This is a genomic window from Lentzea rhizosphaerae (genome assembly GCF_042649515.1).
Lineage (GTDB): Bacteria > Actinomycetota > Actinomycetes > Mycobacteriales > Pseudonocardiaceae > Lentzea > Lentzea aerocolonigenes.
Genome location: NZ_JBHRZI010000057.1, coordinates 489,954 through 506,076, shown reverse-complemented (window position 1 = coordinate 506,076; position 16,123 = coordinate 489,954). Strand labels below are relative to the sequence as shown.

Genomic DNA, 16,123 nt, shown 5'->3' with positions numbered 1-16,123 from the left:
GCCGGTGGGGTTCGCCTTCTAGCGTCCGACCATGCCGAAACGAACTTCGAGCGTGGTGGGGCGCTCGTTCGGTGATGGCGTGCGCGACGCCATCCAGGCCGCCGGATCGACCCAGCGCAAGCTCGCTGAACTTCTCGGCTGGGAAGAGGCCAAGGTCTCCGACCTGGTGAAGGGCAAGGGCGGGGTCACCGAGGTCGAGCTGGCGATGCTGCTCGGACTCTGCGGTGTGAAGCCGGACGAGGCGCGGCGGCTCCTCGCGTTGTTCAAGGAGACCAGGGAAAAGGGCTACCTCCAGTTCGACGACGGCGGTCTGCTCGGCCCGTTGCGCACGCTTGTTGAGCAGGAGCGGCTGGCGAACGAGATCGTGGCGTGGTCGTTGAGTCTCATCCCCGGCCTGCTGCAGATCGCCGCCTACATCCGAGCCGTGTCTGAGAGATCCGCCCAGCTGACAGAACCACAGGACATCAACGCGGCAATCACGATGAAGCTCGAACGACAGGCGATCTTCCACCGCAGCCGGACGTTCGTCTTCTACATCCACGAACAGGCGCTTCGGCTGCCTGTAGGTGGTCCGGATGTGATGAAGCAGCAGCTGCTGCACATCCTGACGATGACGGTCCGTCCATACATCACCGTGCGGGTCGTCCCCATCTCCGCCGGTGCGCACGCAGGTGTCAATGGCTCGTTCGTGCAGCTGAAGTACGAGAAGTTCGAGCCGGTGATCTACGTCGAAGGCGAGAGGACCGCACTTTTCCTCGAAGACAAAGACAGCGTGAGCCACTACGACGACGTCGTGAAGGCGCTCGATGGGCTGGCCTTGGATGAGGAACAATCGAGGGAGCTGATCACCAGCATCGTGTCCTGAGGAGGCGCCAACGTGTCCACGTGGCGGAAGAGCAGCTACAGCCAAGCCGGGAGCGACTGCGTCGAAATCGGTCGTGGCATCGGCATCCGGGACAGCAAGGCGCCGACCACGCACCTGCCCCTCTCGGACAAGGCGTGGTCGGCGTTCCTCACCTACATCATCTCGCCCAGCACCTCCGGGTCGATGAGGATCGGCGCGGGCCGGTAAGCCGGCGGCTCAACGCCCATCAGCTCGCGGACCAGGAAGTCCCAGCAGCGCGTCCGCACGTACGAGATCCGGTCGAGGTACAGGTGCTCGGCTCCCGGCACGATGAGCAGCTCGAAGTCCTTGCCGGCGGTGATCAGGGCGTCTGCCAGTCGCAACGCGTGGTCCGGGTGGACCGTGTCGTCCAGCTCGCCGTGGACGAGCAACAGCTTGCCCTCCAACCGGTCCGCGATCTCGGTGTTCGAGGCGCGCAGCCAGGCCTCAGGGTTGTCCGCGCCGTCGCACGACTCTGCCCAGCCCAGTCCGATGTACCGGCCGTCGTGCGAGCCGGACATGGCGACAGCGGCCTTGTACGTCTCCGGGAAGGCGAGCACCGCCCGTCCCGCCGCGAAACCGCCGCCGGAGTGGCCCATGACGCCCACGCGGTCCAGGTCCATCCACGGGCGTGACGTCGCGAGCTGGTGCAGGGCCGAGACGTGGTCCTCCAGGCTGCCGGCGTCGGCGAGGTTGCCGTACGAGACGTCGAGGAAGGCCTTGCTGCGTCCCGGAGTGCCGCGTCCGTCGAGTGCGACGACAACGAAACCGACTGCTGCCAACGGTTCCGCGTCCAGGCCCATGCCGCCGGGGTCGAAGCACGGATCGACCCTGGTGACCTGCGGGCCGGGATACACGCTGTCCACCACCGCGTAGCTGCCGGACGGGTCGAAGCCGCGCGGCTTGTACAGCACGCCGTAGATGTCCGTCTCGCCGTCGGCCGCCTTGACGCAGAAGCGTTCCGGTGCGGTCCAACCGGTCTCGAGCAGCCGCGTGATGTCGGCGCTCTCCAACGAGACCAGCACCTCGCCGGACCACGAGCGCACCGTCGTCACCGGCGGTGTGTCCACAGTGGACGCCGAGTCGACGAAGTACTGCTTGTTCTCCGACACCGTCACGACGTGGTCCAGCGAGTCGTCCGTGACGGCCGCGAAACCGGTGCCGTCCAACGAAACCCGGCAGACCGTGCGGCGGTACGGGTCCTCCGCGACCAGCCCGGACGCCATGAAGTACACGACGCCGTCGGAGACGTGCAGGATCTCGCGCACCAGGTACTGGCCCGACGTCACCTGGCCGAGCAGCAAACCGGTGTGCAGGTCGTAGCGGTAGAGGTGGCCCCAACCGTCGCGCTGCGAGAACCACAGCACCTCGTCGTCGAGCACCTTCACCACGGGCAGGCCGTACATGAACTGGTTGGGGCCCACGCGGTTGGTGCCGGTCTCGCTCACCACGACCCTGACCTCGCCGGTCGCCGCGTCCATCCGGTTCAGGGTGAGGCTGTGCTGGTCACGCGGGCGGCTGAGGAAGTAGACCGCCGAGCTGTCCTCCGCCCACCAGGCCCAGCCCGCCGTGATCGGGGAGAACTCCGGCATGAGCAGCGGTTCGGTCTGCGCGAAGACCGTCGTGCCCGCTGCCAGGTCGAACACGACCAGTTCGGCCAGCGGCACGTGCTCGTCGCCGGGGTAGGCGTAGCGCTGGGTGTGCACGCGGGGTGCGCTGCCGTCGGCGGGCCTCGATTCCAGCAGGTGCGTCTGGCGGACGTTGCGCTGGTCGGTGCGGTGGGCCAGCACCTTCGTCGAGTCGGGCGACCACGCCAGTGCCGGCGGCATGTGCGGGAGGCCGAACTTGCGCATCAGCGTGCTGTAGCTCATGGCGTCCGGGCCGTAGCCGTATCCGAAGGCGGGCTCGCCGTCGGTCGTCAGGGCCCACTCGCGTTCGCCGGAGCGCGCCCAGAGGTCCTCGCCCCGGCGGGACACCGCGACCTTGCCGTCGGGGGAAGTCACCTCCAGCGGGTTGCCGGGCGTCGGCAGGAACGGGGTGGGGTCGAAGCCCGGCTCACGGGTGCCGGCGGCCGGGTCGACCACGACGAACTGGCGGTCGGCACCGTCGCGGACCTGGTACCAGAAGCGGGTGCCGCCGTCGATCCACTGTGGACGGACCTTGTCGCCGACGACGAGCTCGCCGGGGCTGGCGGAGCGGCGGAGGAGCTTCTCTGCGGCCTGGTAGTTCTCGGTGGTGCTCAACGGTTTCTCCCCAGTTTCGAAGTGGTGGTCAGAGGCTGCGGGCGGTGATGTCGCCGTAGGCCGTGGTGGCGTGGATGGTCACGTCGGTGGTGCCGTTGTTGTTGAGGGAGTTGTGGATCCGGCCGTAGGAGGTGCCGGCGTCCATCGAGGCGGAGAGGCCGGCGGGGACGCCGACGGTGATGTCGCCCTTCTGCGTGGTGATCTCGGCGGATCCGTTGAGGCGGCCGATGGTGACGTCGCCGGCCTGCGTCGACAGCTTCACGGTCCCGGCCTCGTCGAGCTTGATGTCGCTCTGCGCGGCCTCGAACGCGATGTCGCCGAGCCGTCCGACGCCGCGGAACTCCGCGGCCGCCGCCTTCGCCTCGACGCGGGAACCCGCGGGCAGCTGGACGGTGATCTCCACGGACCCGGACGGACCGAGGACCTTGCCGCCGGGATCACCGTTGATCCGCAGGACGCCGTCGGCGAACTCGACCGACGTCTTCTCCGCGGCCTTCACGTCGCGGCTCTTGCCGGCGTCCGAGGGCCGCACCTCGACGGTGGTGTCGTCACGGTCGGCGGCGATGAACTGGATGCGGCCCGCGGGGATGTCGAGGACGGTGGTGATCGGGGCGGTGGTGGCGAAGTTCTGCATCTCTGGCTCCTGTGGCTCGCTGTTTCTGATGAGCGAAAAGCTACGTTGCGTTCACGGAAGTCGCCAACAGGCGTGTTGCGTTCTGTCTACATATCTGCAGTTCAGAGGCTGGATATCATTGCAATGGGATGTAGATCTAACGCAACGATCATGCGGTTGCGTTGCAATGGGATGAAGGTGAACGCTATGGTCTGCGCATGCCAGGAGGTCGACTCACCCAGCAGGAACGCCGGCAGATCGCGATCGGCCTCGCCGACGGTCTCGCCTACGCCGAGATCGCGCGCGGCCTGGACCGGCCCACGTCGACGATCACGCGCGAGGTGATGCGCAACGGCGGTCCCGCCGGCTACAAGGCCGATCTCGCGCAGCTCGGCACCGAACGCCGTGCCCAGCGGCGCAAGCAGGCCGCGCCGCGAGGCCGTCAGACGCCCGAACGATCCGACGGCCGCGATCCTGAGGCCGTACGTGAGTTCGAGGAGGCGTTCTCCGCGATCTTCATGGCGCAGGGCCTGCCCAAGATGACGGCCAGGGCCCTGGCGTGCCTCTACGCGACCGACTCCGGCAGCCTCAGCGCGTCAGAACTGGTGGCGCATCTGCAGGTCAGCCCGGCGTCCGTCTCCAAGGCGATGTCGTACCTGGAAGCCCAGGGCCTGATCGGCCGGGTGCGCGACGAACGCCGCCGCGAGCGCTACGTCGTCGACGAGGGCGACATCTGGTACCAGTCGATGATCGCCAGCGCGGCCGGGACGTCGAAGCTCGCCGAGGCCGCGCGAGGAGGCGTCGGCGTCCTCGGGTCCGGCACCCCGGCCGCCGACCGGCTGGAGAACATCGCGCGGTTCCTCGACTTCGTGTCCGAGAGCATCGTCAGGGCCGCCGAACAGGCCCGCGACATCCTGCACCCGAAGGGCTAGTGTCCTGCGCCGGAGATCCGTGATCTAAGTCATGTTTGGCGCGAAAAGCACGTTCGGGCGATCTAGCGGCCCCGACGTCCCGTTCGCGCCATACGGCTCCCTTGAGCGAACGAGGAGCCAAGGCCATCTAGCGGCCCGAACGTGCTTTTCGCGCCAAAACAACAGGACACCACTTTGGCGGTTGATTTACGACGCGGGACACTAGACGCGGACCGCCACCGCAACGCCCTGGCCGACGCCTACGCACGCTGCCGCGATCCCGACGCCACCGCCACGCGCTCGGAGGTGCCGCGCTACGTCGATGATCACGCGCGGCATCGAGGCCCCGAGCGGGTGCCCGTACGCGATCGCGCCGCCGTGGACGTTGACCTTCTCCTTCTCGATCTCCGGCAGGTGGTGCAACACGGACAGTGCCATGGCGGCGAACGCCTCGTTGATCTCCCAGAGGTCGACCTGGGCGGCGTCGAGGTGCAGGCGCTTCAACAACTTCCGGATCGCCGACACGGGCGCGATCGTGAAGCGGTGCGGCTCCTCGCCGGTCGTCGCGCTGCCGAGCACCTCGCCCAGCGGTGCCACGCCCAGCTCCGCCGCGATCGCCTCCGTGCCGATCAACGCGGCCAGCGCGCCGTCGTTGAGCGGCGACGCGTTGCCCGCCGTCACCGACCCGTTCTCCGAGAAGGCGGGCTTCAGCTTCGAGAGCTTCTCGACGCTGGTGTCCGCGCGGACGTTCTCGTCGCGCCGGATCGCCGTCCCGTCCGGCAGCTGCACGGGGAACGCGAAGCCCTCGTGCACGCCCGCGTCCCATGCAGCAGCAGCGCGACGGTGCGAGCGCAACGCGAAGTTGTCCATCTGCTCGCGCGTGATGCCCAGTTCGTGCGCCACGTTCTCCGCGGCCAGCCCCAACGGCACGGTGTAGTGCTTGGGCATGCGCGGGTTCACCAGCCGCCAGCCCAATGCGGTCGACGCGGTCTCCATGCGGTCGGGGAACGCCTTGTCCGGCCGTGCCGTCACGAACGGCGCCCGGCTCATGCCCTCGACGCCACCGGCGACGACGAGCTCCGCGTCGCCCGCGGCCACCGCCCGTGCGCCCTGGATGATCGACTCGCCACCGGAGGCGCACAGCCGGTTCAGCGTCACGCCCGGCACCGACACCGGCAGACCGGCCAGCAACGCGGCCATGCGGGCGACGTTGCGGTTGTCCTCGCCGGCGCCGTTCGCGTCGCCCAGCAGCACGTCGTCGATGCGCGCGAGATCAAGTCCGGGGTAGCGGCGCAGCAGATCGACGATCGGCAGCGCCGCCAGGTCGTCGACTCTGATGCCGGAGAGCCCTCCCCGGTACCTGCCGAACGGCGTGCGGGCTGCATCGAGGATCAGTGCGCGAGCCATTACTCCATAGTGCGGCACTCATGGCTTCAACAAGAAGGGAACGTAACCGGTTTCCGGGTGAACGTCTGAATCGGTGCTGAACGCCCTCACCTCGACGGCGTGCGCGCCGGGTGTCATGGCCGCCGTGTTGAGTGAAATCCGCCACCGGCCTGCGGCGGCAGGTCCGTCCGCCGTAGTCGGCACGGTGGCGACGTGCGTGCCGTCGAGCCTGATCTCGAACCCCGCGAGGCCCGCCACGGACGAGTCGAGGGCGTTGATGCGGATCTCCAGCACCACCCGGCCGCGGTTGAAGGCGGCGCCGTTCTCGATGGGCTGGCCGCTCGCGTCCAGGACCTCGGGCACGGGGTCGGCGAGGAGCGGCTTGGCGTCGACGAGTGGTGTGCCGGACTGGCGCTGCGGCGGGTTCTTCGGGCCGGTGAGCTCGACGTCGGTGTGGGTGACCTGGATGCGTTCCTCGGTCACCAGCTGGACGTTCACGTTGTCGGTGAAGGCCTCTTTGGGCAGGTCGGCGACGGCTGGGTACTCCGCGCCGGGCTTCCACGGCGTGCCCTCGACGGCGGGGCGCAGGGGCACCACGACACCGTTGATCCGCACGGCCGTGACGGGCTCGCTCTCTCGTGACGGGATGAGGGCGATGCGCAGCTGGCCGCCGGTGACGTTCGCGATCGGGTTGGAGCTGACGCTCGCCGGACCGTCCACGCGGACCTGCGGCGTGGGGACGGCGGGCGGTGCGTCGGCCTTGGCGGTCCGGTAGCCGATCAGGTCGACGCCCGCGCGGATCCGGTCGCCCGCGAGCGCCGCGAAGCCGAACAGCGCGGTCGCCTCGCGCCACTGCGGCACGAACGGCGAGGTGGCCACGACGTCGCCGTCCCGCACGAGCTGCGTGCCGTTCTTGGTCAGCACGACTTCCCAGCGCACGGTCACGCCGGGCAGCGCGGCGGGAAGGGCCTTGACCGCCGTGCCGTTCGGGACGAGCTCGACGACCGAGTTGCCGGCGGCGTCGGTCGAGATGGTCGCGCGGATCGTGTTGGGCGGCACCGGATCGCCCTGGACGCTGACCGGTCCGGGCACGAGGTCGAGCAGCAGCTTCCCGCCGGTGCTCGGGGCGTCCGTCTCGATCACCATCCGACTCTCGTCGTCGCTGCGGACGAACGGCGTGCGGGACCTCAACGTGACGGCGCGGGTGCCGCAGCTGCTGCTGACCAGGAGCCGGTCGTGGTCGTCCTCGTCGCCGGACGTGGCGCGGGCGCAGTCGGTGCGCTTGGCGAGCCGCCACCGTTGCAGATCGGGCTCGTCGGGGGCGTCGAAGCGGTCGACGAACGTGTAGGGGGCGCTGTCGGCGCGCGGTGTGGCCGTGGTCCGGGCGGGCTGCGAGCGTTGGCCGAACGAGTCGACGGCGCGGATCTCGATCTGCTGCTCGCGGTCGTTCACCAGGCCGTTGAGCTGGGTGCCTGCGCGTGTGACGAGCTTCGTCCGCTCGCCCCACCGCACCTCGTACGCGGGCGCGTCGCCGGTCCAGTTGAGCTGGATCTTGTGGTGGCCGCCGCGCGCGATGACGCCGGTCGGGGTGGCCGGGCGGCTCTGCGGGCTCGGCACGAGCACCTGCTCGGCCACGTACGGCCTGAGCTTCGTCGGCGGCGGGGGAGCGGTGGGCAGGGTCGAGTCGCTCCCGCCGGTGTCGCGCAGAACGATCACGCCGACCACCAGCGCGAGGCCTGCGACAGCGAAGGCGACCCGCTTCATAGCGTCACGCTAAGGCGTTCAACCCAGCTCGAACACGGTTTCCGCGATAACGGGTTCGCCATGGTCCGCCGGAAGGACGATGAGCTTGAGCCGAGCGTTCGACCCCGGCGTCAGCTTCTTCGCGTCGAGCCAGAACTCGTGTCTGCCGGGCACCCCTGGCCCCTGTTCGTCGGTGGGCAGCGAGACGATCCGCTTGCCGTCCAGTTCGAGCTCGATCCCGCGGTGCCTGATGGCGTTGATCTCGGCCGTGACGAGGACGCGGCCGGTCGGCGGGAGCGGTTGCGGAGGCTTCGTGCCGTCCTCGTGCATCACGTGCAGCCGCGGGGCGCCGGTCTTGATGCCACCCGGCCGGTCCGCGAGCCTCGGAAGGGTGCCGGGGCGGCTTTCGGGCTTGCGGATGACCACGAGCTGGGTGTCGGGGCCGGCCGGGATCTTCCTGGTGCTGACCGGAATGTCGGTGACCTCGACCTGGTTGCCCGGCTTGGAGGTGACGATCTTCGCCGCGATCGCGTCCTGCGGCAGTACGGTGTCCTGCTGGAGCGGAACCACCTCGGTCGGGACCGCTCGTTCCGGCACGCCGCCGACGCCGAACGCGTCCAGGAAGCCGCCGCCGTCGATCCTGATCCGCGGGTGGACCAGCTGGGGCTTGATCGCCACGGGCTCGTAGGCGACCACGACCCCGTCGCGCAGGGCGACCACCGCGTCCGGCAACACCCGCATCTCCCACCGGTGCCGCACGCCCGCCACGAGCCCGGTCATGGGCGAATCTCCGAGCGCGACCTGCTTGCCGGTGCGGGGGAGGTCGGGGTCGGCGACGATCCGCGTGCCCTGGGTCGTGACGTCGAGGCTGACCGCGCCGCGGGGCTGGGTGTCCGTCTCCTCGAGGTACTGCCACGGGTCCGGCAGCAGCGTGAGCCGCACGTGACTCGACTCGACCGCGCCGGCGACGCTGATGACCGCCCGTCCCGTCGCGCCGTCCGCAGCCGGCACCCCGAACCTGATGGGCGTGTTCGACTGGAACGCCGCCATGGGGCAGTCGACGTCGATGCGCTTGCCCGGCCCGAACGCCCGCAACCCGAGGCACTCCGGCTCGGCCTCGATCCGCCACTTGCGCGGATCCAGCGCCTCGGGCCCGTCGAACCTGTCGACCTGACCGACGAGCAGGTCGTCCCACTTGTCGTCGTAGAGGTCCTTGGGTGTCGCGGCGATCCTGAGCGGCTCGGACCGCTTCCCGGTCGCGCTGACCGCCCGGATCTCGACCTCGGTCTGCTGATCGGGATCGAGCCCGGCGAGCTCGACCTCGGGACCGGGCACGAGCTGCTCGTTGCCGTTCCAGCGCACCTCGTAGGCCGACGCGGACCCGTTCCACGCGATCTGCAGCGCGTCCGGGTCGAGCGCCTGGGCCCTGGCGTTGGCGGGTTTCGTCGGTTCCTGCAACGCGACGACCTCGACCCCGTCAGCGATTTCTCTCTTGAGGGTGTCCGGTGCGTCGCCGATCCGGAGCGCCACGACGGCGGCGACGACGAGCGCGAGACCACCGAGCCCACCGGCGAGCGTCCGTCGATCCACCCGGCGACCTTACGACGTTTCCGCTTCGGCGGTGCTGCCGTTCAGCCCAACCACGCGTCCACCCCGGGACCCGAGATTCCGCAGCGCCGCGAGGGCCCCCGGCTTGGTCAGGTCGATCGTGACGCGGGTGCGCTGAGGCTGGTTGACCAGGGCGTTCCTGCCGTCGTGTCCGGCCTCGATGGTCTTGGCGAGACCACCCGTCGACGCGAGCGAACCCCGCGCGGCGCCCAGCCGTCCGAGGGCGTCGTCGACGGCCATGAGAAGCGCGTCACGGTTCCCCTCACACATCGCCCGCACGAGCTCGGGCCTGCTGCCCGCGACCCTCGTGCCGTCCCCGAAGCTGCCCGCCGCCAGTGCCATCGCCAGGGGCCCGCCGTCCGCTCCGACCGCCGCGAGGATCGCCGCCATGACGTGGGGGAGGTGACTGATCCGCGCGACCGCCTCGTCGTGCTCCTCGGGCGTGGTCGGCACGACGTGCGCGCCGAGGTCGAGCGCGAGCTGCATTACGTCGTTGAGGTGCTCGCCGGCCTCCTCGGGCGTGACGACCCAGGCCGCGTTCTGGAAGAGGGTCTCTGATCCCGCGTCCCACCCGCTCTGGCTGGTGCCGGCCATGGGGTGGCCGCCGACGAAGCGCACTTCGGGCGCGTACCGGTGAACGGCGTCGTGGACCGGCCCTTTGACGCTGGTGACGTCGGTGAGGCGGGTGTTCTTCGGGATCTTGCGCAGGAGGTCGGGCAGCGCCGGCAACGGCACGGCGAGCACCACAAGAGCCTCGGGGTTGCGGCTGAGGGCCTCGTCCACCGTGACGATGTCGAAGCCCTCAGCGCGCGCCTTGTCCGCGTCGTCCTTGCTCGCCGTCGCACCCCACACGGTGCGCCCGGCAGCCTTGGCGGCCCGCAGCACGGAGCCGCCGATCAGTCCCAGTCCGATCACGCACACGTCTCGCACGCGTCCATCATTCCGTGCGAGGCGTGCCGGGAACTACCGCAGGGCGTCCAATGCGAACGCCGCATACGTCGCCACCCCGTGCTCCATCGCCGCTTCGTCGAACAGCACTCGGTTCGAGTGGTTCGGCGCGGCTTCCTCCAGATCGATCCCCCGCGGGCACGCCCCGAGGAACGCCAACGCCCCCGGCACCCGCTGCAGCACGTAGGAGAAGTCCTCCGCGCCCATCAACGGGTCCTGCATCGGTTCGCTCCACGTCGGCCCCATCGCCCGCGCCGCCAGGTCCACCACGTGCTGCCCGACCACGTCGTCGTTCACCGTCACCGGATAGCCAGGCACGATGCTCACCTCGGCGTGGCACCCGTACGCGGCGGCCGTGTGCTTCACGACCTGCTTGAGCTCCTTGTGCACCTGGGTGCGCGTGGCCTCCGACAGCGTCCTGATCGTCCCGTCCAGCGTCGCGGTCTCCGGGATGATGTTCGTCGTCGTGCCCGCCTTGATCTGCGCGACCGTCACCACGGCCGGCTGATGAACGCTGATCCGCCGCCCGAGCATCGTCTGGATGGCGCCGACCATCGCCGCGGCGGCCGGGACCGGGTCGAGGGCGTTGTGCGGCATGGCGCCGTGGCCGCCGCGGCCCTTCACGTGGATGTGGAACGTGTCCGCGGAGGCCATCATCGGGCCCGGCCGGCACGTCACCACGCCCGACTTCATCGTCGAGGTGATGTGCAGGGCGAACGCCTTCTCCACGCCGTCGTCGAGCAGGCCTTCCTCGATCATGTACCGGGCGCCGTGGTAGCCCTCCTCACCCGGCTGGAACATGAAGAGCACGCGGCCTCGCAGGGCGTCGCGCCGGTCCGCGAGCAGCCGGGCGGACGAGGCCAGCATCGCCACGTGCGTGTCGTGGCCGCACGCGTGCATGTTGCCGTCCACTTCGGACGCGTAGGGCAGGCCCGTGTCCTCCTGGAGCGGGAGGCCGTCCATGTCGCCGCGCAGCAGGACCGTGGGGCCCGGCCGGTCGCCTTCGAGCACCGCCACGACCGAGGTCGTCGACTCGCCCTTCGTGACCTTGAGGGGGAGCCCCTCCAACGCGTGCAGGACGGCCGCCTGCGTCTTGGGGAGCTGAAGTCCCTGTTCGGGGTGCCGGTGGATCTGCCTGCGCAGCGCCACCGTGCGGGGCTGGAGCGCGCGCGCCCCTTCGAGCAGTCCAACGAGACGGGGGTCCGGCGTAGTTGTGCTCATCTACCGATGGTGCCACCACCTCGGCTACCGGGAAGGTCGTCTGGGCCCTACGGTGTGCACATGACAGAGCAGGAGCCGGTCAACGGCTTCGCGGTCGCGGTCGTGCGCGAGGACGGCCGCTGGCGGTGCAGCAAGATGGACAGCTCCGCGCTGTCGGAGCTGGACGCGGCGATCACTCAGCTGCGCCAACTCAGGTCGACCGGTGCGGTCTTCGGGCTGCTGGCCGTCGACGAGGAGTTCTTCATCATCCTGCGGCCCGTGCCGGGCGGCGTCGCGCTGCTGCTCTCGGACGCGGCCGCCGCGCTCGACTACGACATCGCGGCCGACGTGCTCGACCTGTTGCGCATCGAGCCTCCGGACGAGGAGGACGACGAGCTCTGGCCCGAGGGCGACCTGGGCATCCTCGCCGACCTCGGCATGCCCTCGCACGAGCTCCAGATCATCGTCGACGAGATCGACCTCTACCCGGACGAGCAGCTCCAGATGATCGCCCAGCGCGTCGGCTTCATCGACGAGCTCACGAAGCTGCTCCCCACCATCCAGGCGTGATCTCCGCAGAGGACATGGTCAGAGCCGCCCTGCACGCGGCCGCCGGCTCGGGCCAGGACGTGCCGATCGGCGCCGTCGTCTACTCACCGACGGGCGAGATCCTGGCCGAGGCCTGCAACGCACGCGAGGCGCTGGGCGACCCGACCGCGCACGCCGAGATCCTGGCCCTGCGCGAGGCGGCCACGAAGTTCGGCGACGGCTGGCGCCTGGACGGCTGCACCCTCGCCGTGACCCTGGAACCGTGCACGATGTGCGCCGGCGCGTTGGTGCTGGCGCGTGTTTCTCGTCTCGTTTTCGGCGCCTGGGAGCCCAAAACAGGCGCTGTGGGGTCGCTGTGGGACGTCGTGCGCGACCGCCGGCTCAACCACCGGCCCGAGGTACGGGGTGGCGTGCTGGAGTCGGAGTGCGCTGACCTGCTGGAACGCTTCTTCCGGACCCAGCGTTAACCCAGTGGATCGGGCTGTGTATTGTTCTTACCGGTGGCGTGTCCGAGCGGCCGAAGGAGCACGCCTCGAAAGCGTGTGAGGTGCAAGCCTCCGTGGGTTCAAATCCCACCGCCACCGCTCATGAAGGGCCCCGGATATCCGGGGCCCTTTTTGCGTTCTCAGGCGGGTGGCGAGCCCACGCGCAGGACATTGCCGTCGGGGTCGTGCAGTCGCATTTCGTACATCCCCCGTGGTCGGGGACCACGGGCGGTTCGGCGACGGCTGCTTCGCGGGCCCAGCGCGTCCGCGTAGGACCGCAGGCTGCCGCAGAGATCGCTGCCCGGCACGTCGGGCCGGCATCCGACGATCATCCGAATCTCCTCTGCCGCAGGCGCGTCTTGCCTGGTGTCGATCTTTACTGCTTTACTAGCTTCCTAGTAAAGCAGTAAAGGGGATGCCGTGTTCGTGTTCCGCATCGACAGCCATTCGGGCGTGCCGCCCTACCTCCAGCTCGTCCAGCAGGTGCGCCAAGGCGTCCTGCTGGGCTTCCTCAAGGAAGGTGACCGGCTGCCGCTGATCCGCGAGGTCGCCGAGACCGTCGCGATCAACCCGAACACCGTGGCCAAGGCGTATCGCCAGCTGGAGCAGGAGGGTCTGGTCACCGGACGTCCCGGGCAGGGCACGTTCGTCAACGAGACCCCAGCCGCTCCCGTCTCGCCCGCGACCTACACCTCGTTGCAACGCGGCCTCGAGACGTGGCTGGGCCGGGCGCGGGCCGCCGGGCTCGACGAGCAGGCGATCAGCGCGCTCTTCACCGCAGCTCTCAACCAAGCCAGGAACGAGAACATCGCATGACCGAATACGCGCTCCAGACGAACGGGCTGGGCAAGCGCTACCGCCGGACGTGGGCGTTGCAGGACTGCAGTTTGTCCGTGCCGTCCGGCCGGGTGACGGCGCTCGTGGGGCCCAACGGCGCGGGCAAGAGCACCTTCCTGCGGCTGGTGGTCGGGCTGCTCGCGCCCACCACCGGCAGCGTCAACGTCCTCGGCGAGTCGCCGGCCACCAACACGCCGCAGGTGTTGTCCCGCATCGGTTTCCTCGCGCAGGACCACCCGCTGTACAAGCACTTCACCGTCGCGGAACTGCTGCGCGTCGGCCGCTCGTGCAACCTCCGCTTCGACCAGAACCTGGCCGAACGGAGACTCCAGCAACTCGACATCCCGCTCGACCGCAAGGCCGGTGCGCTCTCCGGCGGTCAGCAGGCCCAGGTCGCGCTGGCACTGGCGCTGGGCAAACGGCCGGACCTGCTGGTGCTGGACGAACCCATGGCCAGCCTCGATCCCGTGGCCCGCTTGGAGTTCCTCCAAGCTCTGATGGGCGCGGTCGCCGAGGACGGCATGACCGTGTTGTTCTCCTCGCACGTGGTGCCCGAGCTCGAACGCGTCTGCGACCACCTGATCGTCCTCAACCACAGCCGGGTCACGGTCGCCGGGGACATCGACGACCTGCTGACCGAGCACCGGTTGCTCGTCGGGCCGCGCACGACCGCCGACCTCGATCGGTCCGGCACCGTCGTGGAGGCCACGCACAGCGAACGGCACACGACGTTGCTCGTGCGCGACGGCGGTGCGGCTGCCGCGCCCGGCTGGCAGGCGAGTCCGGTCGGGCTCGAAGACCTGGTCCTGTCCTACCTGCGTCAGCCCGCGCGGAAAGAGGTGGCGGCATGACCTGGCTGACCTGGCGCCAGCACCGCGCCGAGATGTACGCGCTCGGCCTGCTGGTCGCGGCGATCGGAGCCTTCCTGTTCGTGGTCGGGCTGCAGATGCACTCGCTGTTCCCCGGTGGCGCCGGGCAGTGCACGGGCGTCGACCTCACCGAAGCGTGCTCCACGGCGATCAGGCGGTTGAACGACGAGCACGGGTACGCGTCCAAGATGCTGAACCTGTTCAGCCTCGTGCCGTTCCTGATCGGCGCCTTCTTCGGCGCACCGCTCGTGGCCCGCGAGCTGGAGGCCGGCACCTGGCAGTTCGCCTGGACCCAGTCGGTGCCCCGGATGCGCTGGCTGGCGGTCAAACTGGGTGCGCTGGGCCTCGCGACCGCGGTGCTCGCCGGCGTCTTCTCGGCCGTGATCACGTGGTACCGGCAGCCGATGGACGTGCTCGACGGCAGGTTCGGGGCTGATGCGTTCGACCTGGAAGGGCTCGCCCCCGCCGGGTACGCGCTGTTCGCGTTCGCCGCCGCCACGGCCGCGGGTGCGGTGCTGCGGCGCAGTCTGCCCGCGCTCGCGGTCGCGCTCGGCGCCTTCCTCGCGGTCCGCGTTCTCGTGGCGGGCTGGCTGCGGCCGAACTACCAGGACACGCAACGGCTCGTGGAGCTCGTGGGCGCCGACGACCCCGCGGATGTCAGCCCGCGGATGTCGACCGGAAACCGCCTCGACTGGACCATCGCCTCCGGCTACACGGACTCGGCGGGCCGGCCTCTCTCGCTCTACGACTCCGCGACGATGTACACCGCCGCGGAGAAGGAAGGCGTGAAGTTCAGCGAGTACCTGCACGCGCGGGGCGTCCAGCAGTGGGTCGACTTCCAGCCGGCCGAACGGTTCTGGACGTTCCAGCTCATCGAGGCGGCGATCTTCGCCGGTCTCGCCGCGGCACTGCTCGCGCTCGTCGTGTGGCGGTTCCGGCGCCGCGTCTTCTAGAAGCGCACCCGGTCCAGGAGGAGATCGAGCAGCTCGGCGTCCCCGAACACCTCGAGACCCTCCACCGGGCGCCGCCGGTAGACCGCCAGCGCCAGCTCGACCACCGGCCCGCGCACCGCGACGGCGGCCTTCTCGTGGCTGTGCCGCACGACCGGTCGCGAGTCGGTCAGATCGATCACCAGCTCGGCGTCGGCGTCGGTGGCGTGCAGGTGCACTGTCCGCCCCGGACCGACCAGAGGAGCGGTCTGCTCGGGCCAGCGGTAGAACGCGAACGGCAGCGCCAGGTCGGTCCACTCGATCAACGTGTCGCGGGCGACCTCCGGATCCAGCTCGAAGGGCACTCCCAGCGCGTTTGCCACGTCCCAGCGGTGCAGCACGGTCTCGTGCGTCATCCGCCGCGACCACACGCGCGGGCCGGGATGCCCGCCGAGGACCGCGATCATCTCGTCCGGGTCGACCTCGGACAGCGCCTCCGACAACGACGCGGCGCCCTCCACCAGCCACGGAACGACCTCGGAGGCCTTCTCGCCGACGTACGAGTCCAGCTCCTGGGCCTGGTTGCGGTCGTACGGGATCTCGGCGACCCGCTCGCGGATCATCATGTCGGCCCAGCGGTGCGCGAGTCCGACGTGGCGCACGAGCTGGTTCAACGTCCAGTCGGGGGTCGACGGGACCTGGACGCCCAAGTCGGCGCCGTCCAGCGACGACACGAGGAGCGAGGTCTGGTGGATGATCTCGGCGCAGCGGCGCTCGTAGGTCAGCATGCCCCCAAACGTAGGGACGCTGGCCGGTGCCTGGGAGGGGTCCACCGGCCAGCGTTCCGAAATCGAGCATACACCATGATCGAACACTTGTTCGAGTGATCATTGATGGGCCAAGCGGTTAACCGTTAGTA

General features: G+C 69.7%; 16 protein-coding genes and 1 tRNA gene. 9 read left to right on the top strand and 8 right to left on the bottom strand.

The genetic code is table 11. The features are described 5' to 3' along the window. Window positions 1-31: 31 nt before the first annotated feature. Both ACFOWZ_RS47030 and ACFOWZ_RS47025 read left to right on the top strand, forming a co-directional pair. The gene (locus tag ACFOWZ_RS47030; RefSeq protein WP_382381055.1) at window positions 32-865 is read left to right on the top strand and encodes a helix-turn-helix domain-containing protein; all 834 of its coding nucleotides are present in this window, start codon (window positions 32-34) and stop codon (window positions 863-865) included. Window positions 866-877: 12 nt separating this feature from the next. Further along, window positions 878-1,072: a DUF397 domain-containing protein gene (locus ACFOWZ_RS47025; RefSeq protein ID WP_382381053.1), complete on the top strand. Its 195-nt coding sequence runs from the start codon at window positions 878-880 to the stop codon at window positions 1,070-1,072. On the opposite strand, the gene ACFOWZ_RS47020 is transcribed toward ACFOWZ_RS47025, so the two are convergent. Both ACFOWZ_RS47020 and ACFOWZ_RS47015 read right to left on the bottom strand, forming a co-directional pair. After that, window positions 1,018-3,126 carry a S9 family peptidase gene (locus ACFOWZ_RS47020; RefSeq protein ID WP_382381051.1) on the bottom strand — a complete coding sequence of 703 codons (2,109 nt, stop codon included), beginning with the start codon at window positions 3,124-3,126 and terminating at the stop codon, window positions 1,018-1,020. The genes ACFOWZ_RS47025 and ACFOWZ_RS47020 overlap by 55 nt on opposite strands. A 28-nt stretch (window positions 3,127-3,154) precedes the next feature. Next, the gene (locus ACFOWZ_RS47015) at window positions 3,155-3,760 is read right to left on the bottom strand and encodes a hypothetical protein (protein ID WP_382381049.1); all 606 of its coding nucleotides are present in this window, start codon (window positions 3,758-3,760) and stop codon (window positions 3,155-3,157) included. Between the two features lie 197 nt (window positions 3,761-3,957). Between ACFOWZ_RS47015 and ACFOWZ_RS47010 the strand changes: the two genes are divergently transcribed. After that, window positions 3,958-4,671 carry a GbsR/MarR family transcriptional regulator gene (locus ACFOWZ_RS47010; RefSeq protein ID WP_382381047.1) on the top strand — a complete coding sequence of 238 codons (714 nt, stop codon included), beginning with the start codon at window positions 3,958-3,960 and terminating at the stop codon, window positions 4,669-4,671. Window positions 4,672-4,872: 201 nt separating this feature from the next. Here the strand turns inward: ACFOWZ_RS47010 and ACFOWZ_RS47005 are convergent, their stop codons facing one another. From ACFOWZ_RS47005 to ACFOWZ_RS46985, 5 genes are read right to left on the bottom strand one after another with little or no spacing between them, the layout of a single operon-like run. Further along, window positions 4,873-6,057 carry a thiolase family protein gene (locus ACFOWZ_RS47005; protein WP_382381045.1) on the bottom strand — a complete coding sequence of 395 codons (1,185 nt, stop codon included), beginning with the start codon at window positions 6,055-6,057 and terminating at the stop codon, window positions 4,873-4,875. Between the two features lie 18 nt (window positions 6,058-6,075). Next, window positions 6,076-7,800, bottom strand: a complete 1,725-nt coding sequence (locus tag ACFOWZ_RS47000) for a hypothetical protein (protein WP_382381043.1) — start codon at window positions 7,798-7,800, stop codon at window positions 6,076-6,078. A gap of 18 nt (window positions 7,801-7,818) precedes the next feature. After that, window positions 7,819-9,369 carry a hypothetical protein gene (locus tag ACFOWZ_RS46995; RefSeq protein WP_382381041.1) on the bottom strand — a complete coding sequence of 517 codons (1,551 nt, stop codon included), beginning with the start codon at window positions 9,367-9,369 and terminating at the stop codon, window positions 7,819-7,821. Between the two features lie 9 nt (window positions 9,370-9,378). Continuing rightward, on the bottom strand, window positions 9,379-10,317 hold the full coding sequence (locus ACFOWZ_RS46990; protein WP_382381039.1) for a prephenate dehydrogenase: 939 nt from the start codon (window positions 10,315-10,317) through the stop codon (window positions 9,379-9,381). Between the two features lie 33 nt (window positions 10,318-10,350). After that, the gene (locus ACFOWZ_RS46985; protein WP_382381037.1) at window positions 10,351-11,556 is read right to left on the bottom strand and encodes a M20 metallopeptidase family protein; all 1,206 of its coding nucleotides are present in this window, start codon (window positions 11,554-11,556) and stop codon (window positions 10,351-10,353) included. A 60-nt stretch (window positions 11,557-11,616) separates the two neighbouring features. On the opposite strand from ACFOWZ_RS46985, the gene ACFOWZ_RS46980 reads away from it, so the two are divergent. The 6 genes from ACFOWZ_RS46980 to ACFOWZ_RS46955 all read left to right on the top strand — a co-directional run bounded on the left by ACFOWZ_RS46980 (window position 11,617) and on the right by ACFOWZ_RS46955 (window position 15,228). Then, the gene (locus ACFOWZ_RS46980; RefSeq protein WP_030469521.1) at window positions 11,617-12,105 is read left to right on the top strand and encodes a tRNA adenosine deaminase-associated protein; all 489 of its coding nucleotides are present in this window, start codon (window positions 11,617-11,619) and stop codon (window positions 12,103-12,105) included. A 14-nt stretch (window positions 12,106-12,119) separates the two neighbouring features. Further along, entirely contained in the window at window positions 12,120-12,551 is a 432-nt protein-coding gene (locus ACFOWZ_RS46975; RefSeq protein WP_382381326.1) for a nucleoside deaminase, read from the top strand. A gap of 32 nt (window positions 12,552-12,583) precedes the next feature. Then, window positions 12,584-12,668 (top strand) — tRNA-Ser (locus tag ACFOWZ_RS46970). Between the two features lie 321 nt (window positions 12,669-12,989). Continuing rightward, the gene (locus ACFOWZ_RS46965) at window positions 12,990-13,385 is read left to right on the top strand and encodes a GntR family transcriptional regulator (RefSeq protein ID WP_382381035.1); all 396 of its coding nucleotides are present in this window, start codon (window positions 12,990-12,992) and stop codon (window positions 13,383-13,385) included. Further along, the gene (locus ACFOWZ_RS46960) at window positions 13,382-14,257 is read left to right on the top strand and encodes an ABC transporter ATP-binding protein (protein ID WP_382381033.1); all 876 of its coding nucleotides are present in this window, start codon (window positions 13,382-13,384) and stop codon (window positions 14,255-14,257) included. Before ACFOWZ_RS46965 ends, ACFOWZ_RS46960 begins: the two co-directional genes overlap by 4 nt. After that, window positions 14,254-15,228, top strand: coding sequence for an ABC transporter permease subunit (locus ACFOWZ_RS46955; RefSeq protein WP_382381031.1), 975 nt, complete (start codon window positions 14,254-14,256; stop codon window positions 15,226-15,228). The genes ACFOWZ_RS46960 and ACFOWZ_RS46955 overlap by 4 nt, the downstream gene beginning before the upstream one ends. On the opposite strand, the gene ACFOWZ_RS46950 is transcribed toward ACFOWZ_RS46955, so the two are convergent. Beyond that, a complete protein-coding gene (locus tag ACFOWZ_RS46950) occupies window positions 15,225-15,992 on the bottom strand; it encodes a maleylpyruvate isomerase family mycothiol-dependent enzyme (RefSeq protein ID WP_382381029.1) in 768 nt (255 codons plus the stop codon). The two genes, ACFOWZ_RS46955 and ACFOWZ_RS46950, sit on opposite strands and share 4 nt — an antisense overlap. Window positions 15,993-16,123 lie beyond the last annotated feature (131 nt).